The 26,163-nt window shown below is 71.2% G+C and carries 25 protein-coding genes and 1 riboswitch; of the genes, 15 read left to right on the top strand and 10 right to left on the bottom strand.

The window, feature by feature from the left end:
- Positions 1–72: 72 nt before the first annotated feature.
- Entirely contained in the window at positions 73–747 is a 675-nt protein-coding gene (locus ACFV6X_RS08790; protein WP_385379665.1) for a pentapeptide repeat-containing protein, read from the top strand.
- Between the two features lie 110 nt (positions 748–857).
- Here the strand turns inward: ACFV6X_RS08790 and ACFV6X_RS08785 are convergent, their stop codons facing one another.
- Positions 858–1,358, bottom strand: coding sequence for a hypothetical protein (locus ACFV6X_RS08785; RefSeq protein ID WP_385379662.1), 501 nt, complete (start codon positions 1,356–1,358; stop codon positions 858–860).
- Positions 1,359–1,396: 38 nt separating this feature from the next.
- Between ACFV6X_RS08785 and ACFV6X_RS08780 the strand changes: the two genes are divergently transcribed.
- Entirely contained in the window at positions 1,397–2,806 is a 1,410-nt protein-coding gene (locus ACFV6X_RS08780; RefSeq protein WP_385379660.1) for a M1 family metallopeptidase, read from the top strand.
- 74 nt (positions 2,807–2,880) lie between these two features.
- Here ACFV6X_RS08780 and ACFV6X_RS08775 read toward each other — a convergent pair whose 3' ends face one another.
- Entirely contained in the window at positions 2,881–3,456 is a 576-nt protein-coding gene (locus ACFV6X_RS08775) for a TerD family protein (RefSeq protein ID WP_385379658.1), read from the bottom strand.
- A gap of 174 nt (positions 3,457–3,630) precedes the next feature.
- Here ACFV6X_RS08775 and arfB point away from each other — a divergent pair, with 174 nt between their 5' ends.
- Positions 3,631–4,071 carry an alternative ribosome rescue aminoacyl-tRNA hydrolase ArfB gene (gene arfB / locus ACFV6X_RS08770; RefSeq protein WP_385379655.1) on the top strand — a complete coding sequence of 147 codons (441 nt, stop codon included), beginning with the start codon at positions 3,631–3,633 and terminating at the stop codon, positions 4,069–4,071.
- Between the two features lie 264 nt (positions 4,072–4,335).
- Positions 4,336–5,208 carry a sigma-70 family RNA polymerase sigma factor gene (locus ACFV6X_RS08765; protein WP_385379652.1) on the top strand — a complete coding sequence of 291 codons (873 nt, stop codon included), beginning with the start codon at positions 4,336–4,338 and terminating at the stop codon, positions 5,206–5,208.
- 35 nt (positions 5,209–5,243) lie between these two features.
- Here ACFV6X_RS08765 and ACFV6X_RS08760 read toward each other — a convergent pair whose 3' ends face one another.
- Positions 5,244–5,846, bottom strand: coding sequence for a flavin reductase family protein (locus ACFV6X_RS08760; protein ID WP_385379649.1), 603 nt, complete (start codon positions 5,844–5,846; stop codon positions 5,244–5,246).
- A gap of 370 nt (positions 5,847–6,216) precedes the next feature.
- Here ACFV6X_RS08760 and cdgB point away from each other — a divergent pair, with 370 nt between their 5' ends.
- Positions 6,217–7,881, top strand: a complete 1,665-nt coding sequence (gene cdgB, locus ACFV6X_RS08755) for a diguanylate cyclase CdgB (protein WP_385379646.1) — start codon at positions 6,217–6,219, stop codon at positions 7,879–7,881.
- A gap of 120 nt (positions 7,882–8,001) precedes the next feature.
- Positions 8,002–8,943: a CBM35 domain-containing protein gene (locus ACFV6X_RS08750; protein WP_385379643.1), complete on the top strand. Its 942-nt coding sequence runs from the start codon at positions 8,002–8,004 to the stop codon at positions 8,941–8,943.
- 13 nt (positions 8,944–8,956) lie between these two features.
- On the opposite strand, the gene ACFV6X_RS08745 is transcribed toward ACFV6X_RS08750, so the two are convergent.
- The 3 genes from ACFV6X_RS08745 to ACFV6X_RS08735 all read right to left on the bottom strand — a co-directional run bounded on the left by ACFV6X_RS08745 (position 8,957) and on the right by ACFV6X_RS08735 (position 12,152).
- Positions 8,957–9,886: a 1-phosphofructokinase family hexose kinase gene (locus ACFV6X_RS08745; RefSeq protein WP_385379640.1), complete on the bottom strand. Its 930-nt coding sequence runs from the start codon at positions 9,884–9,886 to the stop codon at positions 8,957–8,959.
- A gap of 116 nt (positions 9,887–10,002) precedes the next feature.
- Positions 10,003–11,208: an N-acetylglucosamine-6-phosphate deacetylase gene (nagA, locus tag ACFV6X_RS08740; protein WP_385379637.1), complete on the bottom strand. Its 1,206-nt coding sequence runs from the start codon at positions 11,206–11,208 to the stop codon at positions 10,003–10,005.
- Positions 11,208–12,152: an ROK family protein gene (locus ACFV6X_RS08735; protein WP_385379634.1), complete on the bottom strand. Its 945-nt coding sequence runs from the start codon at positions 12,150–12,152 to the stop codon at positions 11,208–11,210. The genes nagA and ACFV6X_RS08735 overlap by 1 nt, the downstream gene beginning before the upstream one ends.
- Positions 12,153–12,299: 147 nt before the next feature.
- Here ACFV6X_RS08735 and ACFV6X_RS08730 point away from each other — a divergent pair, with 147 nt between their 5' ends.
- Genes ACFV6X_RS08730 through otsB form a run of 3 tightly spaced genes read left to right on the top strand, consistent with a single transcriptional unit; the run spans position 12,300 to position 14,734 of the window.
- Positions 12,300–13,538 carry an extracellular solute-binding protein gene (locus ACFV6X_RS08730; protein WP_385379632.1) on the top strand — a complete coding sequence of 413 codons (1,239 nt, stop codon included), beginning with the start codon at positions 12,300–12,302 and terminating at the stop codon, positions 13,536–13,538.
- Positions 13,539–13,573: 35 nt separating this feature from the next.
- Entirely contained in the window at positions 13,574–13,822 is a 249-nt protein-coding gene (locus ACFV6X_RS08725; protein ID WP_385379629.1) for a DUF3263 domain-containing protein, read from the top strand.
- Positions 13,823–13,873: 51 nt separating this feature from the next.
- Positions 13,874–14,734: a trehalose-phosphatase gene (gene otsB, locus ACFV6X_RS08720; protein ID WP_385379626.1), complete on the top strand. Its 861-nt coding sequence runs from the start codon at positions 13,874–13,876 to the stop codon at positions 14,732–14,734.
- Between the two features lie 22 nt (positions 14,735–14,756).
- Here the strand turns inward: otsB and ACFV6X_RS08715 are convergent, their stop codons facing one another.
- Together ACFV6X_RS08715 and ACFV6X_RS08710 are read right to left on the bottom strand one after the other, a co-directional pair.
- A complete protein-coding gene (locus tag ACFV6X_RS08715; protein WP_385379623.1) occupies positions 14,757–16,157 on the bottom strand; it encodes a trehalose-6-phosphate synthase in 1,401 nt (466 codons plus the stop codon).
- An 83-nt stretch (positions 16,158–16,240) separates the two neighbouring features.
- Positions 16,241–17,185, bottom strand: a complete 945-nt coding sequence (locus ACFV6X_RS08710; protein ID WP_385379620.1) for a glucosyl-3-phosphoglycerate synthase — start codon at positions 17,183–17,185, stop codon at positions 16,241–16,243.
- A 171-nt stretch (positions 17,186–17,356) separates the two neighbouring features.
- A riboswitch (SAM riboswitch) is annotated at positions 17,357–17,512 on the top strand.
- Between the two features lie 18 nt (positions 17,513–17,530).
- Here ACFV6X_RS08710 and thrC point away from each other — a divergent pair.
- The 4 genes from thrC (at position 17,531) to groL (ending at position 21,775) form a co-directional block, all read left to right on the top strand.
- A complete protein-coding gene (gene thrC, locus ACFV6X_RS08705) occupies positions 17,531–18,820 on the top strand; it encodes a threonine synthase (protein ID WP_385379617.1) in 1,290 nt (429 codons plus the stop codon).
- An 81-nt stretch (positions 18,821–18,901) separates the two neighbouring features.
- Positions 18,902–19,177, top strand: coding sequence for a MoaD/ThiS family protein (locus ACFV6X_RS08700; RefSeq protein WP_385379614.1), 276 nt, complete (start codon positions 18,902–18,904; stop codon positions 19,175–19,177).
- A 453-nt stretch (positions 19,178–19,630) separates the two neighbouring features.
- Positions 19,631–19,834, top strand: coding sequence for a cold-shock protein (locus ACFV6X_RS08695; RefSeq protein WP_219092312.1), 204 nt, complete (start codon positions 19,631–19,633; stop codon positions 19,832–19,834).
- A 318-nt stretch (positions 19,835–20,152) separates the two neighbouring features.
- On the top strand, positions 20,153–21,775 hold the full coding sequence (groL, locus tag ACFV6X_RS08690) for a chaperonin GroEL (RefSeq protein ID WP_365451703.1): 1,623 nt from the start codon (positions 20,153–20,155) through the stop codon (positions 21,773–21,775).
- 79 nt (positions 21,776–21,854) lie between these two features.
- On the opposite strand, the gene ACFV6X_RS08685 is transcribed toward groL, so the two are convergent.
- Complete coding sequence (locus ACFV6X_RS08685; protein WP_385379610.1) at positions 21,855–22,529, bottom strand: class I SAM-dependent methyltransferase; 675 nt, start codon at positions 22,527–22,529, stop codon at positions 21,855–21,857.
- 206 nt (positions 22,530–22,735) lie between these two features.
- Here ACFV6X_RS08685 and ACFV6X_RS08680 point away from each other — a divergent pair, with 206 nt between their 5' ends.
- On the top strand, positions 22,736–23,866 hold the full coding sequence (locus ACFV6X_RS08680; protein ID WP_385379607.1) for an NADH:flavin oxidoreductase: 1,131 nt from the start codon (positions 22,736–22,738) through the stop codon (positions 23,864–23,866).
- Between the two features lie 145 nt (positions 23,867–24,011).
- Positions 24,012–25,496 carry an MFS transporter gene (locus tag ACFV6X_RS08675; RefSeq protein ID WP_385379604.1) on the top strand — a complete coding sequence of 495 codons (1,485 nt, stop codon included), beginning with the start codon at positions 24,012–24,014 and terminating at the stop codon, positions 25,494–25,496.
- A 10-nt stretch (positions 25,497–25,506) separates the two neighbouring features.
- Here the strand turns inward: ACFV6X_RS08675 and ACFV6X_RS08670 are convergent, their stop codons facing one another.
- Complete coding sequence (locus tag ACFV6X_RS08670) at positions 25,507–26,076, bottom strand: hypothetical protein (RefSeq protein WP_385379601.1); 570 nt, start codon at positions 26,074–26,076, stop codon at positions 25,507–25,509.
- Between the last annotated feature and the right edge of the window lie 87 nt (positions 26,077–26,163).

Raw genomic sequence — 26,163 nt, 5'->3', positions numbered from 1 at the left:
TCTTCAGCCCCTGAGGCGGCGCGTCTTCGCAGCTCAGGGCGAGTGTCAGTGGTGGGGTGCAGGATGGTGGGCATGGTGAGGCGAGTGGCGGGCGGCGTGAAGGCGGCACGGCGACCGGAGCTGCGGCTCCCGGGGCTGGAGGCGTACGAGGGGGGTGGTCTGGAGCCGGACGGGGACTACGACGGGCTGGCGTTCCGGGACGCGGAGCTGGGCGGGCAGGACGGCGGGGGCGCCCGCTTCATGGACTGCGCGTTGACGGGGTGCGCGCTGGACGAGACGCGACTGCACCGGGCGCGCTTCCTGGACTCGGTGCTCACCGCTCCGCGCGGCGTGGGGACGAACCTGGCGGAGGCCACCCTGCGCGACGTCGAGCTGCGCGACGCCCGCCTGGGCGGTACGCAACTGCACGGTGCCGTGCTGGAACGCGTCCTGATCCAGGGCGGCAAGCTCGACTATCTGAACCTGCGGGGGGCCCGGCTGAAGGACGTGGTCTTCGAGGGGTGCGTCCTGGTGGAGCCGGACTTCGGAGGCGCGTCGCTGGAGCGCGTCGAGTTCGCGGACTGCGCGCTGAAGGGGGCGGACTTCAGCACGGCGACCCTGACGGACGTGGACCTGCGTGGGGCGGTGCCCCTGGAGATCACGCGGGGGGTGGACCGCCTGTCGGGCGCGGTGATCAGCGCGGGCCAACTGGTGGAACTGGCGCCGGTGCTGGCGGGGGCGTTGGGGATCAGGGTGGAAGTGGGGTAACGGCGTGCGGGGGAGTCGGTGGCCTTCGGGGGTGGGGGACCTGAGAGGGTGACGTGACCTGCGGGGTCGGCCGGGCGGAGGGCGCGTCGGAGGCGCCGCCCCTCCCGGCGTCACGGCACCCTCGGGAACCTCGCCTGCAACGACCAGATCGCCGGGTTCTCCGCCAGGTCCTCGTGCAGGTCGCACAGGTCGGCGACCAGATCGTGCAGGAAGTCGCGTGCCTCGCGCCGGAGTTCGGTGTGGGAGAAGGTGAGCGGCGGCTCCTCGGCCGGCTGCCAGTCGGCCTCCACGTCGACCCAGCCGAAGCGGCGCTCGAAGAGCAGACGGTCGGTGGACTCGGTGAAGTCCAGCTCCGCGTGCTGGGGGCGCGAGGCGCGGGAGCCGGCCGGGTCGCGGTCCAGCTGCTCGACGATGTCGCACAGCGCCCACGCGAAGTCGAGCACCGGCACCCATCCCCAGGCTGTGGACAGCTCCCGGTCCGACTTTGTCTCGGCGAGATAGACGTCACCGCAGAACAGGTCGTGCCGCAGGGCGTGTACGTCCGCGCGGCGGTAGTCGGTCTGGGGCGGGTCCGGGAAGCGGTTGGAGAGGGCGTAGCCGATGTCGAGCACGTACGCGATGGTGTCACGCCACTCGTAGGATCAATGACGTGTTCCGTTTCGCACCGGTTGTCCCCGCCGCCCTCCTCGCGCTCGCCTTGACCGCGTGTGCGAGCACCGGCGTCGAGGGCGGCGCCCCCGGCGGCTCGGGCCTGCACGACCCGTACTTCCCGAAGGCCGGCAACGGCGGCTACGACGTCACCCACTACGACCTGGCCCTGTCCTACACGCCCGGCACCCGCCACCTCACCGCCCGTACGACGATCACCGCCCGTGCCACCCAGGACCTCTCCGCCTTCAACCTCGACCTCCGGGGACTGCGCGTCGAGAAGGTCACCGTCGACGGCACCGCCGCCCGCTGGAACCGCGCCGGGCAGGAACTGACCGTCCGTCCCCACGACGATCTCACCGAGGGCCGTAGCTTCCGTGTGGCGGTCCGCTACTCCGGCAGCCCGGTGACGATCACCGACCCGGACGGTTCGGAGGAGGGCTGGCTGCCGACGGCGGACGGCGCGCTGGCGCTGGGCGAGCCGGTCGGTTCGATGGCGTGGTACCCCGGCAACCACCACCCCTCGGACAAGGCGACGTACGACATCGAGGTCACCGTCCCGAAGGGCCTGCGAGCGGTCTCCAACGGCGAGCTGCGCAGCGAGCGCACCACCGACGGCCGCACGACCACTCACTGGCACACGGACCGGCCCATGGCGAGCTACCTCACCACCCTCGCCGTCGGCCGCTACGACATCGGCCGCACGGCGACCCCGGACGGCCTGCCCGTGTACACGGCGGTCGACCCGGCCGAGGCCGCCGCGAGCCGCGAGGTCCTGGCACGTATCCCCGAGGTGCTCGCCTGGGCGGAGGACCGCTTCGGCCCGTACCCCTTCGCCTCCACCGGCGCGATCGTCGCCCGCCCGGGGGACGCCGCCTACGCCCTGGAGACCCAGACCCGCCCCTTCTTCCCCGGCACCCCCGATGTCCCGCTCCTGGTCCACGAGATCGCCCACCAGTGGTACGGCAACTCCGTCAGCCCCGAGTCCTGGCAGGACATGTGGCTCAACGAGGCCTTCGCGACGTACGCGGAGTGGCTGTGGGCGGAGGACCACGGCGGTGACACCGCCCAGCACACCTTCGACGAGCTCCATGCCGGAACGCGCTACAGCACTCCCGAGGAGAACGCGGCCGTCTGGCTCTTCCCGCCCGCGAATCCCCCGGGCGCCGAGCACATCTCCGGCCGCCCGGTCTACGGCCGCGGCGCGATGGTCCTCCACAGGATCCGCCAGACCCTCGCCGACGACACCGCGTTCGACGCCCTGCTCCGCGACTGGGCCACGGCCCACCGCCACGGAAACGCGAGCACGGAGGACTTCACGAGATACGTCGAGGAACGGGCGCCCGAGAAGAACTTCGACGGCGTCTGGGAGGAGTGGCTGTACGGGGAGGGGAAGCCCGCACGGCGATGAGGCCACGCACGCCCCGGGCCCCCCAGCGCAGTCGCTGGGGGGCCCGGTGGTCAGGCTGTCGGTGTGGCCGTCGCTCAGACGTTCACGCCGAAGTCCTGGGCGATGCCCACCAGACCCGAGGCGTAGCCCTGGCCCACGGCGCGGAACTTCCACTCGGCGCCGTTGCGGTAGAGCTCGCCGAAGACCATGGCGGTCTCGGTGGCCGCGTCCTCCGAGAGGTCGTAGCGGGCGATCTCCGCGTCGCCGGCCTGGTTGATGATGCGGATGTAGGCGTTGCGGACCTGGCCGAAGTTCTGCGAGCGGTTCTCCGCGTCGTAGATCGAGACCGGGAAGACGATCTTGTCGATGTCGGCGGGGAGGCCGACCAGGTTGACGTTGATCTGCTCGTCGTCGCCCGCGCCCTCGCCCGTGCGGTTGTCACCCGTGTGGACGATCGTCTGGTCCGGGGTCTGCTTGTTGTTGAAGAAGACGAAGTGCTGGTCGGAGAAGACCTTGCCCTGCGAGTTGACCGCGATCGCGGACGCGTCGAGGTCGAAGTCGGTACCGGTGGTGCTCCGGACGTCCCAGCCGAGGCCCACGGTGACGGCGGTCAGGCCCGGAGCCTCCTTGGTGAGCGAGACGTTGCCACCCTTGGACAGGCTTACAGCCATGGTCGGGAGTTCCTTCCCTCGAAGCGTGCGCTATGCGGTGCCGTTGCTGAAGCTACAGCTACCCCTATGAACGCCGGGGGTGGTGCCAAGGGTTCCCCGCGCTTTACTTTCTTTACCCGGCTGCCGCGTCCGGTGACGATATTCGGGTGACTCCGACCCCGTCCAGGCGGGAACATGTCAGTCATGTCCGGTCGTCCTCACGTCATCCGCGGCTCCGTCTCACTGCCCGAGACCGAGCTCCAGTGGCGTTTCTCGCGCTCGTCCGGGCCCGGTGGCCAGCACGTCAACACCAGCGACACCAGCGTGGAGCTGCGCTTCGACCTCGCCGCCACCGAGGCCCTGCCCGAGGTGTGGAAGCGGCGCGCCCTGGAGCGGCTGGAGGGCCGGCTCGTCGACGGGGTCGTCACCGTCCGCGCCTCCGAGCACCGTTCCCAGTGGCGCAACCGCGAAGCCGCCGCCGTGCGCCTCGCGGCCCTCCTCGCCGAGGCCACCGCGCCCCCGCCCAAGCCCCGCAGACCGACCCGTGTCCCACGCGGCATCAACGAACGCCGGCTCCGGGAGAAGAAGCAGCGGTCCGATACCAAGCGGGGGCGGACCGGCCGCGACTGGCATTGACCAACGGTCGGTGTGCATTGACCAAAGGTCAGTGTGTAATACGAAACGATCAGTGGTTGTGCGTGTGGCCGAGCAGTCGTTGCGATGGTGAGTGAGCAATGGCTACTAAACAATTGGTCAGCATGTACTGAACAAAAATACAGCGGCGCCCGACCCGCCCGGCGGGAGATTCCGCTCCCTGGCCCGAGGCCTCCCGTCACATTTTCCGCACGCCCTCCGTCATGGTCCCGAGGGCATCCACGACGAGGGCTGGTGAACGGGACCATGAGCGGCGAACACGACTTCCTTGCCGAGCGTTTCGAGGCGCACCGCACGCATCTGAGTGCCGTCGCCCACCGCATGCTCGGCTCCCTCGCCGAGGCGGACGACGCCGTGCAGGAGGCCTGGTTCCGGCTGAGCCGCAGCGACACGCGTGAGGTGGACAACCTCGGGGGATGGCTCACCACCGTCGTCGGACGGATCTGCCTCGACATGCTTCGCTCCCGCAAGTCCCGTGCCGAGGAGTCGCTGGAGCAGTCCCTGGACACCGGCGCCCCCGTCCCCGCCGCCACCCCGGCCGGCGTCCCCGACCCCGAGTACGACGCCCTCCTCGCCGACTCCGTGGGTATCGCCCTGCTGGTCGTGCTCGACACGCTCACCCCCGCCGAACGGCTCGCCTTCGTGCTGCACGACATGTTCGCGGTGCCCTACGAGGAGGTCGCCACCATCGTGGGACGGACGCCGACGGCGGCGCGGCAGCTGGTCAGCAGGGCGCGGCGGCGGGTGCAGGGGGCTCCGGCGCCCGGCGCGGACCTCGCGCGGCAACGGGCGGTCGTCGACGCCTTTCTCGCCGCCTCGCGGGGCGGCGACTTCGACGGGCTGCTGCGAGTGCTCGACCCGGATGTCACGGCCCGGGGCGAGACCGGCGTGACCATCGGGGCCGCCGCGGTCGCGTCCGGCGCCACGCGCTTCGCGCACCTCGCCCGCGTCGCCCGGCACGCCCTGCTCGACGGGGCCCCGGGGCTGGTGGTGTTCTCGGACGACGGGCAGCGGCTGGTGCAGGTGCTGCGCTTCACCTTCGTACGGGAGCGGATCGCCGTCATCGAGATCGTCAGCGACGTCGAACGGCTGTCCCGGATCGACGTCACCGTGGCGTAGCGGCCCGGCCGGCGGCGGGCGAAGGCCGCCGCGGCTCACCCCAGGTGCCGGTACCGCCCCTTGAAGTACATCAGCGGACCGCCGTCCGCACTGGGCACCCGAGCCGTCAGGACCCGCCCGATCACCAGCGTGTGGTCCCCGGCCGGAACCCGCTGCTCCGTCCGGCACTCCAGCGTCGCCAGCGCGCCGCCCACCAGCGGCGCGCCGGTCACCTGGCCGCGGACGTACGGGATGTCCTCGAACAGCAGGCGGTCGCTGATGCGGCCCTTCATGGCGAACCGGCCGGCGATGTGCCGCTGGCTCTCGGAGAGGACGGAGACGGCCCACTGGGGCTGCTCGTCGAGCAGGTCGTCCATGCGGGAGCCGTCCCGGAGGCTGACCATGACCAGGGGCGGGTCGAGGGAGACGGACATGAAGGCCGTCGCCGTCATGCCGACGTCCTCGCCGACCGGCGCCTGCGGGTCGTCGGGGTCGAGCGGGGGCTCGCACGCGGTCACCAGGACCACCCCTGCGGCCAGCCGGGACATCGCGGCACGGAACTCGTCGTCGGTCACCCCCACAGCATGCCCAACGGGCGATGCCGGGGCGGGCTGGGCGGGAACAGTGACGGGCGGCGCGGCTGCGTGTGTGTTCGGCACACCGGAAACGCTAATCTCCGGTGCGTGCGCGCCGCATCGGACCTCGGCCCGAAGGCGGTCCTAGGACCTGCGACGGACCGCGACGGACGGCAATGGTCCCTGCCGGGCGGCGATGGACACTTGATGGACACTCGCACATATTTTGCGTTCGTTAAACGCACGGGAAAAACGCAGAAACTCCACTCAATTGTTCATCTTCTACTGTGACTTGAGTCACAAGGGGCATTAATTGTTGACCCTGTGTACCGAGTGGGCAGCGCGCTGTGATTCAGTGGCGGGAAGCTGTACCGGAAGCTGTAAGGGCACCACTCAGAAAAGGGCGCCGAAGAGAACCCTTGATTCGCTGCGAGAACTCGGGGGGAGGGCGAGCATGGAGACCGAGTCGGAGCCGTACGTCCGCCTTGCGTCCCTGCGGCAACTGCACGAGGTCATGGCCGACATGAACACGGCCCGCAGCCTGGCGGACACACTGCAGACGGTCGCGAACGGGGTCGTCAGCGCTCTCGGCTTCGAGCTGGCGTGCGTCAACCTCGTACGCCCCGACGGCGACCTCGTCGTCGCGGCCTTCTCCGGCAACCCCGCCGCCGAGGCGCTCATCACCGGCCGTGCCGGCTCCCGCGAGTCCTGGGAGCGCCGGCTGGGCATGGGCGAGCAGTGGGGCGACCTCGTCTTCATACCGCACACCGAGGGCTGGGTCCTCGACGACGACGACGTCCCGCAGTGGTACACCGAGGGGCCCGCGCCGCGCTTCGAGGACGAGTGGCACCCCTCCGACCGTCTCTTCGCCCCGATGTACGCGCCCGGCGCCCAGGGCGGCCCCGCGTCCGGCGAGCTGATCGGCGTCCTGTCCGTGGACCGCCCGCGCAACGGCCGCCGGCCCGGCGCCTGGGGCCGCGAGGCGCTCCAGATGTACGCCTTCCAGGCCGCCATCGCGATCAGCAACGCGCGTCTACGCGCGAATATGCAGCGCGCCCTGGTCCGCCTGGAGCGCGAGCAGCAGGCCCTGCGGGCGAGCGAGGAGAGCTTCCGGCAGGCGTTCGAGTACGCCCCCTCCGGCATGGCCATCGCCGAGATGGGCGGCGACCAGCACGGCCGCATACTCCGCACCAACGACGCCCTGTGCCGCCTCCTCGGCCGTCCCGCGTCCGCGATGCGCCGCTACTCCTTCTCCGACCTCGTCCACCCCGAGGACATAGGCACGCTCCTGCGCACCTCCGCCGAGGGCGGCCGGGCCGAGCTGCGCCTGGGCCGGCGGGACGGCACCTACGTCTGGGTCAGCCTGCGCAACTCCGTCGTCGCCGACGCCGCCGACGGCCCCCGCTTCCTGCTCACGCACGTCGAGGACATCGAGGAGCGCAAGCGCCGCGAGCTCCAGCTCGCCCACCGCGCCTCCCACGACTCCCTCACCGGCCTGCCGAACTCCGCCGAGCTGCGCTCCCGCCTCGCGGCCCGGCTCTGCCAGCGCCCGCAGACCGGCTACCACGGCGCCTTCGAGTCGCAGGACGCCGCCTTCGAGCACCCCGTCTACGACGCCGGCGGGCACGGTTTCGACTTCGTGCCGGGCGGCGGGGACTCGTACGAGGTCTACGACCACCATGTGCACACCGTCGCCCCCGAGGGTGAACAGGACGACGGCACCAAGGGGCTCGCGGTGCTCTTCTGCGACCTCGACGGCTTCAAGTCGATCAACGACCGGTTCGGGCACAACGCGGGCGACGCGGTGCTCATCGAGGTCGCCCGGCGGCTCGGCAACGGCGTCCGCGACGGCGACACGGTCGCCCGGCTCGGCGGCGACGAGTTCGTGATCCTCGCCGACGGGCTCGGCCGGGCCGACGCCCAGGACCTCGCCGTACGGCTGCGCAACGAGATCATCCAGCCGATCCGGGCCGAGGGCCGGGCCGTACGGGTCGGGGCGAGTTTCGGCATCGGCTGGGCGCACTGCGGCATGACGGCGGACGAGGTGCTGAAATCCGCCGATGAACGGATGTACGTCGAGAAACGGTCTCGTCCCAAACAACATCGACGCGCGGGATGATCCGCAGGTCGGTGGGGTGATGCGACCCGGGTCACCCGTTTGGGCCACCGGGAGCGGGTAGGCTCGCCATTCTCACCACACGTACGCATCCGTTCCGCACCTGTTGAGGAGTACCAAGGGATGACGCCCGGCAACAACGGCGCGAGCACGCCCGAGGACGACGACCCGTTCGGCTACCTCTACGCCGATGGTCAGGCCAACGGCGCCCAGCCCCCGTCCGGCGGCTACGGCTACCCGAACTCGGTCAGCAGGGTGCGTACGGTCGGCGAGCGGCCGTACGGTCAGCAGGCCTACGGGCAGCCGAACGTGCCGCCGCAGCAGCCGCAGGGCACCTACGGCCGGCCGAACGCGCACTACGCCGCACCCGAGACGTTCCCGGGCGGCGCGCAGACCACCCAGTCGCCGATGCCCGGGCACGGCTCGGGCGGCGGCGGCCGCGGTCGCGGACCCAACACCAAGGGCCTGCTGATCGGCGCGATCGCGGTGGTCGCCGCGGTCGTCATCGGCATCGGCGTGGCCATGCTGGGCGGCGACGACGACAAGAACGCCGGCGACGACCCGACCGTCGCCCCGTCCACCTCGCAGAGCGCGGAGTCCACCCCGTCCGGGGAGAGCAGCGCGGACAGCGAGGTCGACCTGCCGACGATCGACGCCAAGGCCCTCCAGCTCGGCGGCGGCGCCACCACGGCGTCCGACATCGAGGGCGCCAAGGCCGACGGCGGCGTCTACGTGACGGGCTTCAACGCCGTCGGCGCCTCGGTCACCTGGACCGTCAACGGCATCCCCGACTCCGGCAAGTACACCCTGTACGTCGGCTACGGCGTACCGGGCAAGGACGCCGACGCCACCCTCACGGTCAACGGCACCGCCTCGTCCGCGCCGGTCAAGATGAAGAACTACGCGAACGCCGCCGAGGGCGACTACGCCAAGGGCTGGACGCGGACGTACAACTACGTCGAGCTCAACAAGGGCACGAACACCGTCAAGATCTCCTGCGAGCAGGGCAACCAGTGCGACGCCAACCTCGACCAGGTGTGGCTCGTCAAGGGCTGGGTCGAGTAGCCACGCCCGGCGCTCAGGCCGCGCTGACCTCCCCGGTCACCGCGACCCGCCCCAGCAGTTCCTCGTAGGTCCCCAGGTCGAACTCGCCCGCGACCGGGGCGCGCACCGTGGCCGTCGCGAGTGCGACCGCGTGGGCCAGGCGCTCCGGCCACGGTCGGCGTTCGACCAGCCCGGCCAGGAGGCCCGCCGTGACGGAGTCACCGGCTCCGGTCGGATTGCCGTGCACCCGGGCCGGCGGGGTCGCACGCCAGGTGCCCTCCGCGGTGGCCGCCAGCAGGCCCTCCGGGCCCAGTGAGACGACGACCGCGTGGGCCCCGCGCCGGCGGGCGGCCTGGGCGCCGCGCAACGGCTCGTGCGAGCCGGTGAGTTCGGCCAGTTCGTCGGTGTTGGGTTTGACGACGTCGGGCCGGGCGGCGACCCCCCGGCGCAGCGGCTCGCCGCTGGTGTCCAGCAGCACGGGTATGCCCGCCGCGCGGGCGGCGCGTATCAGGCCCGCGTACGCGCCCACCGGCACCCCCGGCGGCAGGCTGCCGCACAGGGCGACCGCCGAGGCCGGCGCGAGCAGGTCCTCGTAGGCCTCCTGGAAGGCGGACCACTCGGGCGGCGTGATCGCCGGGCCGGGTTCGTTGAGCTGCGTCGTGTCGCCGGTGCGCTCGTCGACCACCGCTATCGTGCGCCGGGTCGCGCCGCCGGTCGGGACCAGCGCGTCGACCACGCCGGGCGTGGCCGCGAGCCGCTCCTGGACGATCCTCCCGGTGCCGCCGCCGGTGAACCCGGTGACCGTCACCTCGTGGCCGAGCGCGGCCAGCACACGAGCCACGTTGAGGCCCTTGCCGCCGGGGCGTTCGGTCACCTCCGAGACGCGGTGGGTGGCGTGGGGCCGCAGGGACCGTACGCGGTAGGTGATGTCGAGAGCGGTGTTCAGCGTGACCGTGAGGATCACCCGTGCCGACCTCCCCCGAGGGTGTGTTTCTCGTTTTCCGGAGGGTCGATCATGCCAAACAGACGGCGGACCGCCCAGCCCCCGGGGCGGCCACCGTCTCTCTACTGGCGGAACATTCAGTCCAGTTGGGGACCGACCACCCATTCTCCCCGGCGCATCACGCCCTTGAGTTCGAAGCCGGCGTCCAGGATCACCAGGTCGGCGTCCTTGCCGGGCTCCAGGGAGCCGATCCTGTCGTCCATCCCCAGCAGCCGCGCCGGGTTGGCGGACAGGGCCCGTACGGCGTCCTCGACCGGGATCCGGTCGATCGTCACCGCCCGCTTGAAGGCCCGGTCCAGGGTGAGCGTGGAGCCGGCGATCGAGCCGCCCTCGACCAGCCGGGCCACGCCCTCGCTGACCTCGACCTCCAGCGGGCCCAGCATGTAGCGGCCGTCGCCGAAGCCGGCCGCGTCCATCGCGTCCGTGATGAACGCGACCCGCTCAGCGCCCGCGTGACGGAACGCCAGCTCCAGGGCGGCCGGGTGCAGATGCGTACCGTCGTTGATCAGCTCGACGGTGACGCGCTCGTCCTCCAGCAGGGCGGCGATCGGGCCGGGGGAGCGGTGGCCGAGCGCGGGCATCGCGTTGAAGAGGTGCGTGGCGACCGTCGCGCCAGCGTCGACGGCCTCGACGGTCTGCTCGTACGTCGCGTCCGTGTGCCCGACCGCCGCGATCACGCCGTGCTCCACCAACAGCCGTACGGAGTCGATGCCGCCCGGCAGTTCGGTGGCGAGGGTCAGCATCCTGGCCTGGCCGCGTGCCGCGTCGATCAGCTTGCGCACGTCCGCCGGCTGCGGGTCGCGCAGCAGCTCCTCGGAGTGTGCGCCCTTGCGGCACGGCGAGATGAACGGGCCCTCGAAGTGGATGCCGGCGATCTCGCCCTGCTCGGCCAGCTCGGACAGCAGGCCGGCGCGGTGGGTGAGGAAGTCCATGTCGCCGGTGACCGCGGAGGCGACCAGCGTCGTCGTGCCGTGCAGGCGGTGGGTGCGGATGCCGTGGAGGACCTCGTCGACGGTGCCCGAGGTGAAGGAGGCTCCGCCGCCGCCGTGGTTGTGGATGTCCACGAAGCCGGGCACGATCCAGTGGCCGGCGAGGTCGATCACCTCTGCGCCGGCCGGGGCATGGGCGGCGATGCGACCACCCTGGACGACCACCTGGCCGTCGTCGGCGACTCCCGTGGGGAGAACTACGCGGGCACCTGTGAGGATCGAGACGTCGGGAGGCGTCTGCGGGTGCGTGGGGGCTGGTCGCGCAGTTCCCCGCGCCCCTGGGTCGGCGGCCATCAGGTCGTTACCTCCGTACGGTCGGTGGAGTCGAGGAGATCCCAGGCCAGCAAGCCGGCTCCCAGGCAACCCGCGGTGTCCCCGAGGGCCGCGGGGATGATCGTCGGCAGCTTCTGGAAGGTGACGCGCTGCTGGACCGCGTCGCGCAGTGGTGTGAACAAGGTTTCCCCCGCCTCCGCGAGCCCGCCACCGATGACGAGCGTGCGCGGGTCCAGCAGGGTGAGGGCGGTGACCAGCCCGTCGGCGAGGGCGTCGACGGCCTGCTGCCAGACCTGCGCGGCGCGGGTGTCGCCGGACTCGACCGCCTTCGCGCAGTCCGCGGCGTCCGCCTGGGGGTCGCCGGTCGCTGCGGCCCACGCCTCGCTGACCGCCGACGCCGAGGCGAACCGCTCCAGGCAGCCGTGCTGGCCGCAGGGACAGGGGGTGCCGCCGGGGCGTACGACGACATGGCCGATCTCGCCCGCGAAGCCGTGCGCGCCCGACTCCACCCGGCCGTCGATGCCGATGGCGCCCGCTATGCCGGTGCCGAGCGCCACGAACAGGAAGCGGTCGGCGCCCCGGCCGGCGCCGATCCGGCCCTCGGCGAGGCCGCCGGTGCGCACGTCGTGGCCGAGGGCGACAGGCAGGCCGCCGAGCCGCTCGGTGAGCAGGGCGCGCAGCGGTACGTCACGCCAGCCTAGGTTGGCCGCGTAGGCGGCGATGCCCTGCCGTTCGTCGACGATGCCGGGCACGGCCACCCCGGCGGCGACGGCGGGGGCGCCGAGGCGCCGGTCGCCGTGGGCGTGGAGTTCCGCGGCGAAGTCGAGGATGCCGTCGACGACCGCCTGGGGACCGCGCGCGCGGCCGGTGGCGCGGCGCGCCTGGTGCAGGAGGGTGCCGTCCGCCCCGACCAGGGCGGCCTTCATCCCGGTGCCGCCCACATCGAGGGCGATGACGTGTCTCACGGGGGACAGTGTGGCCCGTGCACCCGGAAGAGGTCTAGTCCACTTGCGTGGTGTAGACCTTAATCCGTAATCCGGACGACGTGAACGACGTATGGACAGGTGGGCCACAGCGTGCAGCGGCGGGGCAGAAGAGGAATGATCGCGGTGATGTCCGCACTGGGCATGACGGCGGTTCTGGGTGGCTGCGGCCTCACCGGAGGTTCCGACGACGTCACGCTGAGACTCGTGGCCGCGGACTACGGCGACACCGCGGCGAACAGCTCCAAGAAGTACTGGGCGAAGCTGGTCGACGCCTACGAGGCCGACCATCCCGGCGTCCAGGTCGAGGTCAGCGTGTACTCCTGGAGCGACGTCGACCGCGAGGTCAAGGAGATGGTCGACGCCGGGAAGGCGCCCGACATGGCGCAGATCGGGGCGTACGCCGACTACGCGGCCGACGATCTGCTCTACACCGCGGACGACCTGCTCTCCATACCCGTCCAGGCCGGTTTCTCCTCCGCCTTCGCGGGAGCCGGACAGGTCAACGGGGTGCAGTACGGCATGCCGTTCGCCGCCTCCACCCGGCTGCTCTTCTACAACAAGGACCTCTTCGAGGAGGCCGGCCTCACCCCGCCGACCACCTGGGCGGAGCTGGCCGACGCCGCCGAGGCGCTGAAGGCGGACGGCGTGAAGTACCCGTACGCGCTGCCGCTCGGCTCGGAGGAGGCGCAGGCCGAGACCATGCTGTGGCTGCTCAGCGGGGGCGGCGGCTACACCGACCCGGTCGGCAGGTACACCATCGACTCCGCGGAGAACGTCGCGACCTTCACCTGGCTGCGCGACGAACTGGTCGGCGAGCAGCTCACCGGGCCGGTCGCCCCGGGCAAGCTCGACCGGGCCGACGCCTTCGCCGCCTTCGCCAAGGGCGAGGTCGGCATGCTGAACGGCCATCCCTCGCTGATGAAGATGGCCGAGAAGCACGGCGTGAGGTACGGCATGGTGCCGCTGCCCGGCGTGGAAGGCGAGTCCAAGGCCACCATGGGCGTCGCCGACTGGATGCTCGCCTTCAAGCAGAACGGCCACAAGGAACAGGTCGGCGAGTTCCTCGACTTCGTCTACAGCGAGCGGAACGTCCTCGACTTCTCCCGCGAGTACGACCTGCTGCCGGTCACCAACCCCGCCTCCGAGGCGATGAGCGGCGCGGCGCAGGACCGGGACCTCAAGCCCTTCCTGGACGAACTCGCCCTTGCCGAGATCTACCCCGTGGGCAAGACGTCCTGGGCGTCGATCAGCGCGGAGGTCAAGAAGCGGATCGGCTCCGCCGTGGCTCCGGGCGGGAGCCCGGCGGCGATCCTGGGCCAGCTGCAGTCGACGGCCACGACGGCGGAGAGCTCGGCGGCGGGGTAGCGCCGTTGTCGGTGGGGGCGGCTACCGTGCGGAGCATGGACCGGGAGCAGCTCGCGCGACGGGAACAGGACATCCTCGCCCTGGAGCGCCGTGGCTTCCCGGGCCCCGGCGCCAAGGAGCGCGCGATACGCGAGGAGCTGGGCCTGGCCCCCGTCCGCTACTACCAGCTGCTCAACGCCCTGCTCGACGACCCCCGCGCGCTGGCGCACGACCCGGTGACGGTCAACCGGCTGCGGCGGATACGGGAGCGACGCCGTGCGGAGCGCCAGGCCGACGGCGCCTAGGGCCGCCCGGCGTGCACCGCCGGGCGGGCACCGGGTCGATAAGGTCGCCGTATGGGCAGCCACGAGACCGAAACCGGCAAGACTCTCCCGACGCCCGCCACCTCCGCCGGGCGGGCCGGGCTCGACGCGATCCTCGCGCGGCCCGGCAAGGCGGTGATCGCGCTCGACTTCGACGGGACCCTCGCCCCGATCGTGCCCGACCCCGAGCAGGCCCGAGCCCACCCGGACGCCGTACCGGCGCTCGCCGCCCTCGCCCCGAAGGTGGCCGCCGTCGCGGTGGTCACCGGCCGCCCGGCCGACGTCGCCGTACGCCACGGCGGCTTCGCGGGCGTCCCCGGCCTGGAGCACCTCGTCGTCCTCGGCCACTACGGGGCCGAGCGCTGGGACGCGGTCAGCGGCGAGGTCAGCGCCCCCGCCCCGCACCCCGGCGTCGCCGCCGTCCGTGAGGAACTGCCCGGACTGCTCGACCGCTCCGGCGCCGGGCCGGGCACGTGGACCGAGGACAAGGGCCGCGCGATCGCCGTCCACACCCGCCGTGCCGGGGACCCGCAGGCCGCGTTCGAGGCCCTGCGCACCCCCCTGACGGACCTCGCCACCCGGCACGGCCTGATCGTCGAGCCCGGCCGCCTGGTCCTCGAACTGCGCCCGCCCGGCATGGACAAGGGCGTGGCCCTGCTCGACTACGTCCGGGAGCTGGGCGCCGAGTCCGTCCTCTATGCCGGCGACGACCTCGGCGACCTCCCCGCCTACGCGGCGGTCGGCACGCTCCGCTCCGACGGCACCCCCGGCCTGCTGGTGTGCAGCGGCAGCGACGAGGTGACCGAACTGCGGGAGCGCGCCGACCTGGTGGTCGCGGGCCCGGAGGGCGTCGTGGAACTGCTCGCGGGACTCGCGGCCCATCTGAAGACGTGACCGCGCCCTGAGGCCCGCGGGGTCAGTCCGTCGGCCGGTCCCGCAGGGCGTGGAGCTGGTCGAGGAACCACTGGGACGGGGGCAGCGCCGTGGCGGTCGCCGCGAGCCGCTTGGCCCGTTCGGTGCGTTCGGCGGGGCGCATCGTCAGGGCCTCGTGGAGCGCTTCGGCCGTGCCGGTGACGTCGTACGGGTTCACCCCGATCGCGTCCTCGCGCAGCTCCTCGTAGGCCCCCGCCTCCCGGGACAGGACCAGCGCGCACCCCTCGTCGGAGACGACGGGCACCTCCTTGGCGACCAGGTTCATGCCGTCGCGGATCGGGTTCACCAGTGCCACGTCCGCGAGCCGGTAGGCGGCCAGCGAGCGGGCGAAGTCGTCCTTCACGTGCAGCACGACCGGCGTCCAGCCCGGCGTCCCGTACCGCTCGTTGATCTCCTCGGCCACCCGCTGCACCTCGGCCGTGTAGTCGCGGTACACGGCGAGGTCCTGCCGCGAGGGGTAGGCGAAGGCGACGTGCACCACCCGTTCGCGCCACTCGGGGCGGTCGTCGAGGAGCTGCCGGTAGGCCAGCAGCCCGCGCACGATGTTCTTGGACAGCTCCGTCCGGTCGACACGGACGATTGTCTTCCGGCCCTCGCCGACCTCCGTGCGCAGTGCGGTCATCCGTTCCTCGACGTCCGGCTCGTGCGACCGCTGCCGCAGGAAGTCGGCGTCGGCCCCGAGCCCGTGCACGCCGACCCGGGTCTCGCCGAGCCCGTCGGCGAACGCCTCGCAGCACGCCGTGAAGGCGTCCGCCCACCGCCGGGTGAGGAAGCCGAGCCGGTCCGCGCCCAGCATGCCCCGCAGCACCTGCCCGGCGATGTCGTCCGGCAGCAACCGGAAGTACTCCGGCGGCGCCCACGGCGTGTGCGAGAAGTGGCTGATCCGCACGTCCGGCCGCAGCTCGCGCAGCATTCCCGGCACCAGCGTCAGGTGGTAGTCCTGCACCAGCACCGCCGCACCCTCGGCGGCCTCCTGGGCCAGCGCCTCGGCGAACGAGCGGTTGTAGGCCTCGTACGACGCCCACTGCCGCCGGAACTCCGCGTCGAAGACCGGCTCCAGCGGCGTCTGGTACAGCATGTGGTGCACGAACCACAGCACGGAGTTGGCGACGCCGTTGTACGCGTCGGCGTGCACGTCGGCCGCGATGTCCAGCATCCGCACGCCGGACTCCCCGACGCCGCGCCGCACCGCCTCGCGGTCGCCGTCGCCGAGGGCGGAGCACACCCACAGCGCGCCGGCGTCCGGGCCGATCGCGGAGAGGCCGGAGACGAGCCCGCCGCCACCACGTCTGGCGTGCAGCGAGCCGTCGTCACGCACCTCGTACGAGACCGGGCCCCGGTTGGAGGCGACCAGTACCTGCGCAGGACCGTACGTCGAAGCCATACGCCTCAACCTAGCCCTCTCCTGATCCGCTCAAACGTACGGTTCGAGCCCGAAACGGGACCGTATACAGCCGTATCCCACGGTCAGGCCACCTTCCGGGCCGCGTACTCCGCGATCTCCACCATCGGCGGCCGCTCCTCCGTGTCCACGGAGTACGTCCGCGGCTCGAACCCGTCCTCCACCCGCTCGAACTGGGTGAGGCAGGGGCGGACGAGCTGGCCGCGGGCCAGCCGCAGCTGGGCCGTGCGGTAGATCGCCGCCGCCATCCGGCCCAGCGCCTGTCCGTCCTGGTGCCGGTGCTTGCGCACTCCGACGTCCACCTGGGCGAGGGCGTCGAGCCCGACCAGATGCAAGGAGTCCACCAGCATGCCCAGCTCCACGCCGTACCCGACCGGGAACGGCAGTTGCTCCAGCAGCGAGCGCCGGGCCGCGTACTCGCCGCCGAGCGGCTGGACGAAGCCGGCCAGCTGCGGCCAGTGCAGGTTCAGCAGCGGGCGGGCCATCAGCTCGGTCACCCGGCCGCCCTGCCCGGCCGCGTTGCCCAGGGGACGGTCGTACATCCCCTTCACGAGGGCGATGTCGGGGTCGGTGAGCAGCGGGCCGACGATGCCCGTGACGAAGTCCGAGGAGAACTCCCTCAGGTCCGCGTCGATGAAGCAGACGATGTCGCCGCGGGTGACGAGCAGGGAGCGCCACAGCACCTCGCCCTTGCCGGGGACGGGCGGGATGCGCGCGAGTATCGCGTCGCGGTGCGCCACCCGGGCGCCCGCAGCGGCGGCCACCTCGGAGGTGCGGTCGGTCGAGCCGGAGTCGACCACGACGATCTCGTCGACCAGCGGGACCTGTTCCATGAGGTCGTGCCGGATCGCGGCGACGATGTCGCCGACGGTCTCCTCCTCGTTGAGCGCGGGCAGCACGACACTGATCGACTGGCCCGTGCCGCGCTTCGCGGCCAGGATCTTGTGGAGCGGACGGTCGGCCAGCGACCAGGAGCGGGTGCTCAGCCAGCGCTCGACTTCCTCCAGCACAGTCCGGTGCTCCTCTGCGTTCTCTCGGCGAGCGGACGTTTTCTGTGATCCATCTCGCGGTTCGGACGACTATCTCAACTGTCCTGGCCTTCGGTTACAGTCTTGAACAACGCTGGTGACCATCGCATGTCGGGGGTCGTCGGCTCTCACCACCGCACAACAACCACATACAGCTCATCCAGAGGGGCAGAGGGAAACGGCCCGTTGAAGCCCCGGCAACCCTCCAGTCGGTTCTCGTAGATCGTTCTCGATCGTTCCGCGAGGCTCCCGGCTAGGGAAGGTGCCAATTCCGTCTCACGGCGAGATGCGTCGTGAGGAAGATGAGGAGAAAGGGCCTCGCCTCACATGGCTGTGCAGACTGTCGAAAGCAGCACCAGCAACCCCACCGTCGACCTCGGTCCCGCCGCGGCGCTGTCCTGCCGCGAATGCGGCCACCGTGTTCCGCTCGGCCCGGTCTTCGCCTGCGAGGAGTGTTTCGGCCCGCTGGAGATCGCATACGACTTCTCCGCGTACGACGCCGAGGAGCTCCGCAAGCGCATCGAGGCGGGCCCGGCGAACATCTGGCGTTACGCGCCGCTGCTGCCCGTCCCGGCCGACGTGGCCGGCAAGCCGAACCTGAACCCCGGCTGGACCGAGCTGGTCCAGGCCGACCGCCTCGCCGGTGAACTCGGCGTCGAGCCCGGCAAGCTGTTCGTCAAGGACGACTCCGGCAACCCGACCCACTCCTTCAAGGACCGGGTGGTCGCCCAGGCACTGGAGGCCGCGCGGGCCTTCGGTTTCACCACCCTCTCCTGCTCGTCCACCGGCAACCTCGCGGGCGCCGTGGGCGCCGCCGCCGCCCGGGCCGGCTTCCGCTCCTGCGTGTTCATCCCGCACGACCTGGAGCAGGGCAAGGTCGTCATGGCCGCGGTCTACGGCGGCGAACTCGTCGGCATCGAGGGCAACTACGACGACGTGAACCGTTTCTGCTCCGAGCTGATCGGCGACCCGGCCGGCGAGGGCTGGGGTTTCGTCAACGTCAACCTGCGGCCGTACTACGCGGAGGGGTCCAAGACCCTGGCGTACGAGATCTGCGAGCAGCTCGGCTGGCGGCTGCCCGACCAGATCGTGGTGCCGATCGCCTCCGGCTCCCAGCTCACGAAGATCGACAAGGGACTGCAGGAGCTGATCGAGCTCGGGCTCGTCGAGGACCGGCCGTACAAGATCTTCGGGGCGCAGGCGGAAGGCTGCTCGCCGGTGTCGACCGCGTTCAAGTCGGGGCACGACGTCGTCCGGCCGCAGAAGCCGCACACCATCGCCAAGTCGCTGGCCATCGGTAACCCGGCCGACGGACCGTACGTGCTGGACATCGCGCGGCGCACCGGCGGCGCGGTGGAGGACGTGACGGACGAGCAGGTCGTGGACGCGATCAAGCTGCTCGCGCGGACCGAAGGGATCTTCGCCGAGACGGCGGGCGGGGTGACCGTCGGGGTCACGCGCAAGCTGGTCGAACTCGGTGTGCTGGACCCGTCGCTGACGACCGTCGTGCTGAACACCGGGGACGGCCTGAAGACGCTGGACGCGGTGGCGGGTACGGGTCTGACGGCCACCATCCGGCCCAGCCTGGAGTCGTTCCGCGAGGCTGGACTCGTCTGAACCGTCATGCTGCGGGCCGGTGGGGGCCGGCCGCGCAGTTCCCCCGTGCCCCAGGTCCGTCATTCCACCGGAGGTCTCAACGTGAGCGTCACCGTCCGCATCCCCACGATCCTGCGCACCTACACCGGCGGCCAGGCCGAGGTCCCCGCCGAGGGGGCGAACCTCGGTGAGGTGATCGCCGATCTGGAGAAGAACCACACCGGTATCGCCGCCCGGGTCCTGGACGACCAGGGCAAGCTGCGGCGTTTCGTCAACGTGTACGTCGACGACGACGACGTCCGCTTCGAGCAGGGCCTGGAGACGGCCACTCCGGACGGCGTCGGCGTGTCCATCATTCCGGCGGTCGCCGGCGGCTGAACGGCCCGCTGAAACCGCCCGCGCATTACCGTGAGTAACTCCGATTACTCAATGTTCATCGAACTGCCCCCTCCGTGAGAGAAGCGGAGGGGGCAATTCAGTGTGGTTGAGCGCGGTAGAGTTGGGGAACGCGTCGCGGCCCCACATGCCGGGCGCATATGAGTTCCGGCTCCGATGCGATGAGAAGTAGCCAAAGTGTGTGGCTCTTTTGCGTCTTTCATTCCTTTTATGGAGCCCGACTTGCCCTGAATCCGGGCGAATTCTCCGCAAATTACCGACCGTCGACGCCCAGATTTCTCGTCCGATTGACCTGTTGCAGACGGCAGTTGGACAGATACATTCAGCCGCGGTCGACGCGTTCCGGCGCACGCCCCTCAGCAAATGGCGGGCGAGGTCTGACCCGGATCCGCGAAGTGTGGATCTGTGCAAGGGCCAGTAATAGGGGAGTTAGGCATGGCTCAGGGCACCGTCAAGTGGTTCAACGCGGAGAAGGGGTACGGCTTCATCGCGGTCGACGGTGGTGCGGACGTCTTCGTCCACTACAGCGCGATCCAGATGGACGGCTACCGGACCCTCGAAGAGGGTCAGCGGGTCGAGTTCGAGATCTCGCAGGGCCAGAAGGGCCCGCAGGCCGACATGGTTCGTCTCACCGCTTAAGCGCGCGACCACCGTATGTGACATTTCTGTTCGAAGGGCCCGTGCCTCCCCGGAGGCGCGGGCCCTTCGGCGTGCGTGGCCGGGGCGTGTCCGCGGGCGGCGCAGACCTCGCCCGGATCCGGGGAGGCGCTTGCACTCGGCAGGGGCGAGTGCTAATCATTGGCGTTAGCACTCTGAAGGTGAGAGTGACAAAGAAGGACCGGGTCGGTGAGGCCGCAAGCCGTGTGGGGCAAGGAACCACGGGGCAGGCGAGCCGTCCGTCGCGGGCGCGGGCGCGGTCCGAAGGAATCACCCCCAGTCCTGGAGGGACCACTTCACATGGCCAAGATCATCGCGTTCGACGAGGAGGCGCGGCGCGGCCTCGAGCGCGGCATGAACCAGCTCGCGGACGCCGTGAAGGTGACGCTCGGCCCCAAGGGCCGCAACGTCGTCCTCGAGAAGAAGTGGGGCGCCCCCACGATCACCAACGATGGTGTCTCCATCGCCAAGGAGATCGAGCTCGAGGACCCGTACGAGAAGATCGGCGCCGAGCTGGTCAAGGAAGTCGCCAAGAAGACGGACGACGTCGCCGGCGACGGTACGACCACCGCCACCGTTCTCGCCCAGGCGCTGGTCCGCGAGGGCCTGCGCAACGTGGCCGCCGGTGCCAACCCGATGGCTCTGAAGCGCGGTATCGAGAAGGCCGTCGAGGCCGTCTCCGGTGCGCTGCTCGACCAGGCCAAGGAGGTCGAGACCAAGGAGCAGATCGCCTCCACGGCCTCCATCTCCGCCGCCGACACCCAGATCGGCGAGCTCATCGCCGAGGCGATGGACAAGGTCGGCAAGGAAGGCGTCATCACCGTCGAGGAGTCCCAGACTTTCGGTCTGGAGCTGGAGCTCACCGAGGGTATGCGCTTCGACAAGGGCTACATCTCGGCGTACTTCGCCACCGACATGGAGCGCATGGAGGCGGTGCTGGAGGACCCGTACATCCTCATCGCCAACTCCAAGGTCTCCAACGTCAAGGACCTGCTCCCGCTCCTGGAGAAGGTCATGCAGTCGGGCAAGCCGCTGCTGATCATCGCCGAGGACGTCGAGGGCGAGGCCCTGTCGACCCTGGTCGTCAACAAGATCCGTGGCACCTTCAAGTCCGTCGCCGTCAAGGCCCCGGGCTTCGGTGACCGCCGCAAGGCCATGCTCGGCGACATCGCCATCCTCACGGGCGGCGAGGTCATCTCCGAGGAGGTCGGCCTCAAGCTGGAGAACGCGACCCTGGACCTCCTGGGCCGCGCCCGCAAGGTCGTCATCACCAAGGACGAGACCACCATCGTCGACGGCGCCGGCTCCGCCGACCAGGTCGCCGGCCGGGTCAACCAGATCCGCGCCGAGATCGAGAACAGCGACTCGGACTACGACCGCGAGAAGCTCCAGGAGCGTCTGGCGAAGCTGGCCGGCGGCGTGGCCGTCATCAAGGCCGGTGCCGCCACCGAGGTCGAGCTCAAGGAGCGCAAGCACCGCATCGAGGACGCCGTTCGCAACGCGAAGGCGGCCGTCGAGGAGGGCATCGTCGCCGGTGGTGGCGTGGCCCTGCTCCAGGCCTCCACGGTCTTCGAGAAGCTGGACCTCGAGGGTGACGAGGCGACCGGCGCCAACGCCGTGAAGCTCGCCCTGGAGGCCCCGCTCAAGCAGATCGCCGTCAACGGTGGTCTCGAGGGTGGCGTCATCGTCGAGAAGGTGCGCAACCTGCCCGTCGGCCACGGTCTGAACGCCGCGACCGGCGAGTACGTCGACATGATCGCCGAGGGCATCATCGACCCGGCGAAGGTGACCCGCTCTGCCCTGCAGAACGCCGCCTCCATCGCCGCGCTCTTCCTCACCACCGAGGCCGTCATCGCCGACAAGCCGGAGAAGGCCGCGGCCCCGGCCGGCGGCGGCATGCCGGGCGGTGACATGGACTTCTGATCCCTCAGAGGATCGGACCCGTCCGTAAGTACCGAGGGCGGCACTCCCTGGAGACAGGGGGTGCCGCCCTCGGGCGTTCTCAGTCCGCGGGGGCGTAGTGCGAGGCGACGGCGGGCTGGCCGGTCCAGTTCGGCCCCGCCGCCGGGTCGGCGCCCAGGTAACGGAACGGCAGCCGCACCGCGCGCCCGCCGCGCAGGGTGAGCCGGTGGTGCCGGGGGCCGTAGCCGAATCCGGCCCGCCGCAGCGCCGCGACCGCCGCCCGGCCGGCCGGTGAGCCGTCCGCGTCGCGTATCGAGTCCGGGTCGAAGTGCGCGATCAGCAGCCCGTCCGGGGCGAGCCAGGAGGCGGCGCGGGCGAGCAGCCCGACCTGGTCGCCGACGTAGTGCAGCCCGTGCACACAGGTGATCAGGTCGTACGTCCGTACCGGCGTCCAGGTCGCGACCGAGGCGACGACCTCCCGCACGGTGGGCGGGGCCGGCGCGGGGACGAGTGGACCCACCAGGTCGACGCCGGTGAGCACGGCGTCGGAGGGCAGGACCGAGGCCGCCTCGCGCAGGGCGCGGCCCTCGCCGCTGCACAGGTCCAGCCAGGACGGCGCGGGACGGCCGGTCAGCCGGCGCAGGGGGTCGAGGCCCAGCTCGCGGGTGTAGCTGTTGACGCCGGCGAGGCCGCGCTCCCGGTTCATCGTGTTGTTGGCCACCACGGCGGATCGCCCCAGCTCCTGCGGGGGCACCAGGGCGGCGGGCTTCGTCATACGGGCATTCTTCCGCCCGGACGTGCTGCCTGTGAGTGGCCCGGATCACATGAAGTCGTGCGGGACGGCCCGGAATGGCGGGCGGCGGAGGGCGGTTGTCGCGGAAGTGTGCTTCTATGCATACGCATAATTCGCATACGCATGAGTCTCCCGTGAAGCACGTGCGTGTGCCCGACCGCCGACCGGCAACCCCGAGGAGCCCCCACGTGACCGTCACCGCCTCCCCCGACATCTCCCGAGCGGCCCAGGTCCTCGCCCGGCCCTTCACCGTGGGCGGCCTGACCGTCCCCAACCGGATCGTGATGGCGCCGATGACCCGCAAGTTCTCGCCGGGCGGCATCCCCGGCGCGGACGTGGCCTCGTACTACTCCCGGCGCGCCGGCGCGGGCGTGGGTCTGATCGTCACCGAGGGCACCTACGTCGGGCACGAGTCGGCCGGGGAGAGCGACGACGTGCCGCGCTTCCACGGCGAGGAGCAGCTGGCGGGGTGGGCGAAGGTCGCCGAGGAGGTGCACGCGGCGGGCGGGAAGATCGTGCCGCAGCTGTGGCACATCGGCATGGTGCGCCGTCAGGGTCAGCCTCCGTACCCCGAGGCGCCCGCGGTCGGTCCGTCCGGCGTGCGGACGGACGGCACCGAGGGGACCGGCCGGGTGATGACCCAGCAGGACCTGGACGACGTCGTCCTGGCCTTCGCCGAGGCGGCCGCGGCGGCCGAGCGGATCGGCTTCGACGGCGTCGAGCTGCACGGGGCCCACGGCTATCTCATCGACCAGTTCCTGTGGGCCGGCACCAACCGGCGTGTGGACGCCTACGGGGGTGACCCGGTGGCCCGTACGAAGTTCGCGGCGGAGATCGTGGCCGCCGTGCGCGCCTCCGTCTCGCCGGACTTCCCGATCTTCTTCCGTTACTCGCAGTGGAAGCAGGACGCCTACGACGCGCGGCTCGCCGGGACCCCGCAGGAGCTGGAGGCGATCCTCGCCCCGCTGGCGGCGGCCGGCGTCGACGGCTTCCACGCCTCGACCCGCCGCTACTGGCTGCCGGAGTTCGAGGGCTCGGACCTCAATCTCGCGGGCTGGACCAAGAAGCTCACCGGCAAGGCCGCCGTCACGGTGGGGTCGGTCGGCCTGGACGGGGAGTTCCTGAGGGCGTTCGCGGGCGAGGGGGCCGGGGTGGGAAGCATCGACAACCTGCTGGACCGGCTGGAGCGTGACGAGTTCGACCTGGTGGCCGTGGGACGGGCGCTGCTCCAGGATCCGCGGTGGGCCCAGAAGGTGCTGGCGGGGCGTTTCGACGAGCTGACGGCGTGGGACGCGGGGGCGCTCGGCTCGCTGAGCTGAGACCACGTGTGAGGGGCGGTACCTGGGACGACCTGGGTTCCGCCCCTCTTTGCGTGACCTTGACCTGTCTTTCTTGAGTAAGTCAATCAACTGACTTAAGGTTGCCTGAGTCAAGTACTTCGCATGTCCGCGACGGAGGCCATCCATGCCCGACACCCCTGCCCGCCCCGCCCCGACCGGGGGTTCCGCCCCGCCGAGGCCGAACGCCGTGGTGGCGGTGCTGGCCTTCGCCGGAATCGTCGTGTCCCTGATGCAGACACTGGTCATCCCGATCGTCCCGGAGCTGCCGCGGCTGCTGTACGCCTCGTCCTCGAACACCGCCTGGGCCGTCACGGCCACCCTGCTCGCCGCCGCCGTGGCCACGCCCGTGATGGGCCGGCTCGGCGACATGTACGGCAAGCGGCGGATGCTGCTGGTCAGCGTGGTGATGCTGGTGGCGGGCTCGGTCACCGCCGCCCTCAGCGACAACCTCGGCCCGATGATCGTCGGCCGGGTCCTCCAGGGGCTGGCGTCGGGCGTGATCCCGCTCGGCATCAGCATCATGCGCGACGAACTCCCCGCCGAACGCCTCGGCTCCGCCACCGCCCTGATGAGTGCCTCCCTCGGCGTCGGCGGCGCCCTCGGCCTGCCCGCCGCCGCGCTGATCGCCGACAACTTCGACTGGCACACCCTGTTCTGGACCTCGGCCGTGCTGGGCGTCGTGGCCGGCGTCCTCGTTCTCGCCCTGGTGCCCGAGTCCCAGGTCCGCACGGGTGGCCGCTTCGACCTGGTCGGCGGCCTGGGCATGGCGGTCGGCCTGGTCTGCCTGCTGCTGGGCATCTCCAAGGGCGCCGACTGGGGCTGGACCAGCGGCACCACGCTCGGCCTGTTCGGCGTGGCCGTCGTGGTCCTTCTCGTCTGGGGCTGGTGGGAGCTGCGCGTCGGGCAGCCGCTGGTGGACCTCCGCGCCACGGTCCGCCGCCAGGTCCTGGTCACGAACCTCGCCTCGGTGGCCGTCGGCTTCGCGATGTTCGCGATGTCCCTCGTCATTCCGCAGCTGCTGCAACTGCCGTCGGCGACGGGCTACGGCCTCGGCCAGTCGATGCTCGCGGCGGGCCTGGTCATGGCCCCGTCCGGCCTGGTCATGATGGCCACGGCGCCTGTGTCGGCGGCGGTCTCCAAGGCGAAGGGCCCCAAGGTCACCCTGATGATCGGCGCCCTGATCGTCGCGGCGGGCTACGTCCTCGACATCGCCCTCATGGACCAGGTGTGGCACTTCGTCCTGGTCTCCTGCGTCATCGGCGCCGGCATCGGCTTCACGTACGGCTCGATGCCCGCGCTCATCATGGGCGCCGTACCGGCGTCGGAGACGGCCGCGGCGAACAGCCTCAACACGCTGATGCGGTCCATCGGTACGTCGGTGGCGAGCGCCGTCGCGGGTGTGATCCTGGCCCAGATGACGACGACGTTCGGCTCGTTCGCGCTGCCGTCGCGGGAGGGCTTCCGCACGGTGCTGGCGGTCGGCGCGGGAGCCGCGCTCCTCGCGTTCGTGGTCGCGTCGTTCCTGCCCCGACAGAACCCGGGGGGTCAGGCGTCCGGGGCGGCACCCTCGGGGATGCCGAGGCCGCTGCCGGAGTCCGCGAAGGCGTGAGCGCCGTCGCTCAAAGATTTCCCATCGGCTCGATGTCGACCCGCACCGGCGTGCCCCAGACCCGGAGCACCTCGTAGTCGGTGAACTCGTGCACGAGCCGGTAGGCCATCGCGGGCCGCGAACCCCGCCGCTGGGCTGCCAGGTACAGCTCGGCCTCCCGGCGGTCCCGGCGCGGGGTGCCGCACAACTGCCACTCCTGTCCGTTCCACAGCTCCGGCAGCCACCGCTGCTGGGGCTGCGGCCGGTCACCGCGCACGCCGTACCGGGACGGCGTGGACCCGGTGGAGGCGGCGGGCGCGGCGGGCCCGTTGAACTCGGCCCGCCGGGCGGCCCGGCGCCGGGTCTCGCACAGCAGACACCGGTCGGGCGCGCTCTCGTCGACGGGTCCCGTCGGATGTTCGGCGCAGCGGGTGCTGGGCGCGGCGGTGGTGACGCTCTCCTCCAGCAGATCGAGAGCCCGCCGCAGATCGGCCTTGACCTCGTGCAACCGCGCGTCCGGGGTGTCCCCGCCGAGAGCCTCCCCATGCTCCCCGAGCAACCGGAGAGCGCGCCCCAGAGCGGTGAGCTGAGCGTGATTCATGATCGGTCGCCTGTGGTCCTTCCTGAATGACGCGGGCTTGCGATGGTACGAGCCCATGACGGACTCGTACACCACCGGCTTCCCACC

This window comes from Streptomyces sp. NPDC059861 (assembly GCF_042731435.1).
Lineage (GTDB): Bacteria > Actinomycetota > Actinomycetes > Streptomycetales > Streptomycetaceae > Streptomyces.
Note: the sequence above shows the minus strand (reverse complement) of the source record. Positions and strands in the feature narration are given on the sequence as shown.

Excerpts from the sequence above, each read along its gene's own strand:
- arfB (WP_385379655.1), top strand. The coding sequence starts at position 3,631 with ATGTCAGTCATGTCCGGTCGTCCTCACGTCATCCGCGGCTCCGTCTCA.
- ACFV6X_RS08715 (WP_385379623.1), bottom strand. The coding sequence starts at position 16,157 with ATGGCTTCGACGTACGGTCCTGCGCAGGTACTGGTCGCCTCCAACCGG.
- ACFV6X_RS08695 (WP_219092312.1), top strand. The coding sequence starts at position 19,631 with ATGGCTCAGGGCACCGTCAAGTGGTTCAACGCGGAGAAGGGGTACGGC.
- ACFV6X_RS08750 (WP_385379643.1), top strand. The coding sequence starts at position 8,002 with ATGACGCCCGGCAACAACGGCGCGAGCACGCCCGAGGACGACGACCCG.
- ACFV6X_RS08775 (WP_385379658.1), bottom strand. The coding sequence starts at position 3,456 with ATGGCTGTAAGCCTGTCCAAGGGTGGCAACGTCTCGCTCACCAAGGAG.
- groL (WP_365451703.1), top strand. The coding sequence starts at position 20,153 with ATGGCCAAGATCATCGCGTTCGACGAGGAGGCGCGGCGCGGCCTCGAG.
- ACFV6X_RS08685 (WP_385379610.1), bottom strand. The coding sequence starts at position 22,529 with ATGACGAAGCCCGCCGCCCTGGTGCCCCCGCAGGAGCTGGGGCGATCC.
- ACFV6X_RS08765 (WP_385379652.1), top strand. The coding sequence starts at position 4,336 with ATGAGCGGCGAACACGACTTCCTTGCCGAGCGTTTCGAGGCGCACCGC.
- nagA (WP_385379637.1), bottom strand. The coding sequence starts at position 11,208 with ATGGCCGCCGACCCAGGGGCGCGGGGAACTGCGCGACCAGCCCCCACG.
- cdgB (WP_385379646.1), top strand. The coding sequence starts at position 6,217 with ATGGAGACCGAGTCGGAGCCGTACGTCCGCCTTGCGTCCCTGCGGCAA.
- ACFV6X_RS08790 (WP_385379665.1), top strand. The coding sequence starts at position 73 with ATGGTGAGGCGAGTGGCGGGCGGCGTGAAGGCGGCACGGCGACCGGAG.
- thrC (WP_385379617.1), top strand. The coding sequence starts at position 17,531 with ATGGCTGTGCAGACTGTCGAAAGCAGCACCAGCAACCCCACCGTCGAC.
- ACFV6X_RS08670 (WP_385379601.1), bottom strand. The coding sequence starts at position 26,076 with ATGAATCACGCTCAGCTCACCGCTCTGGGGCGCGCTCTCCGGTTGCTC.
- ACFV6X_RS08675 (WP_385379604.1), top strand. The coding sequence starts at position 24,012 with ATGCCCGACACCCCTGCCCGCCCCGCCCCGACCGGGGGTTCCGCCCCG.
- ACFV6X_RS08730 (WP_385379632.1), top strand. The coding sequence starts at position 12,300 with ATGTCCGCACTGGGCATGACGGCGGTTCTGGGTGGCTGCGGCCTCACC.
- ACFV6X_RS08725 (WP_385379629.1), top strand. The coding sequence starts at position 13,574 with ATGGACCGGGAGCAGCTCGCGCGACGGGAACAGGACATCCTCGCCCTG.
- otsB (WP_385379626.1), top strand. The coding sequence starts at position 13,874 with ATGGGCAGCCACGAGACCGAAACCGGCAAGACTCTCCCGACGCCCGCC.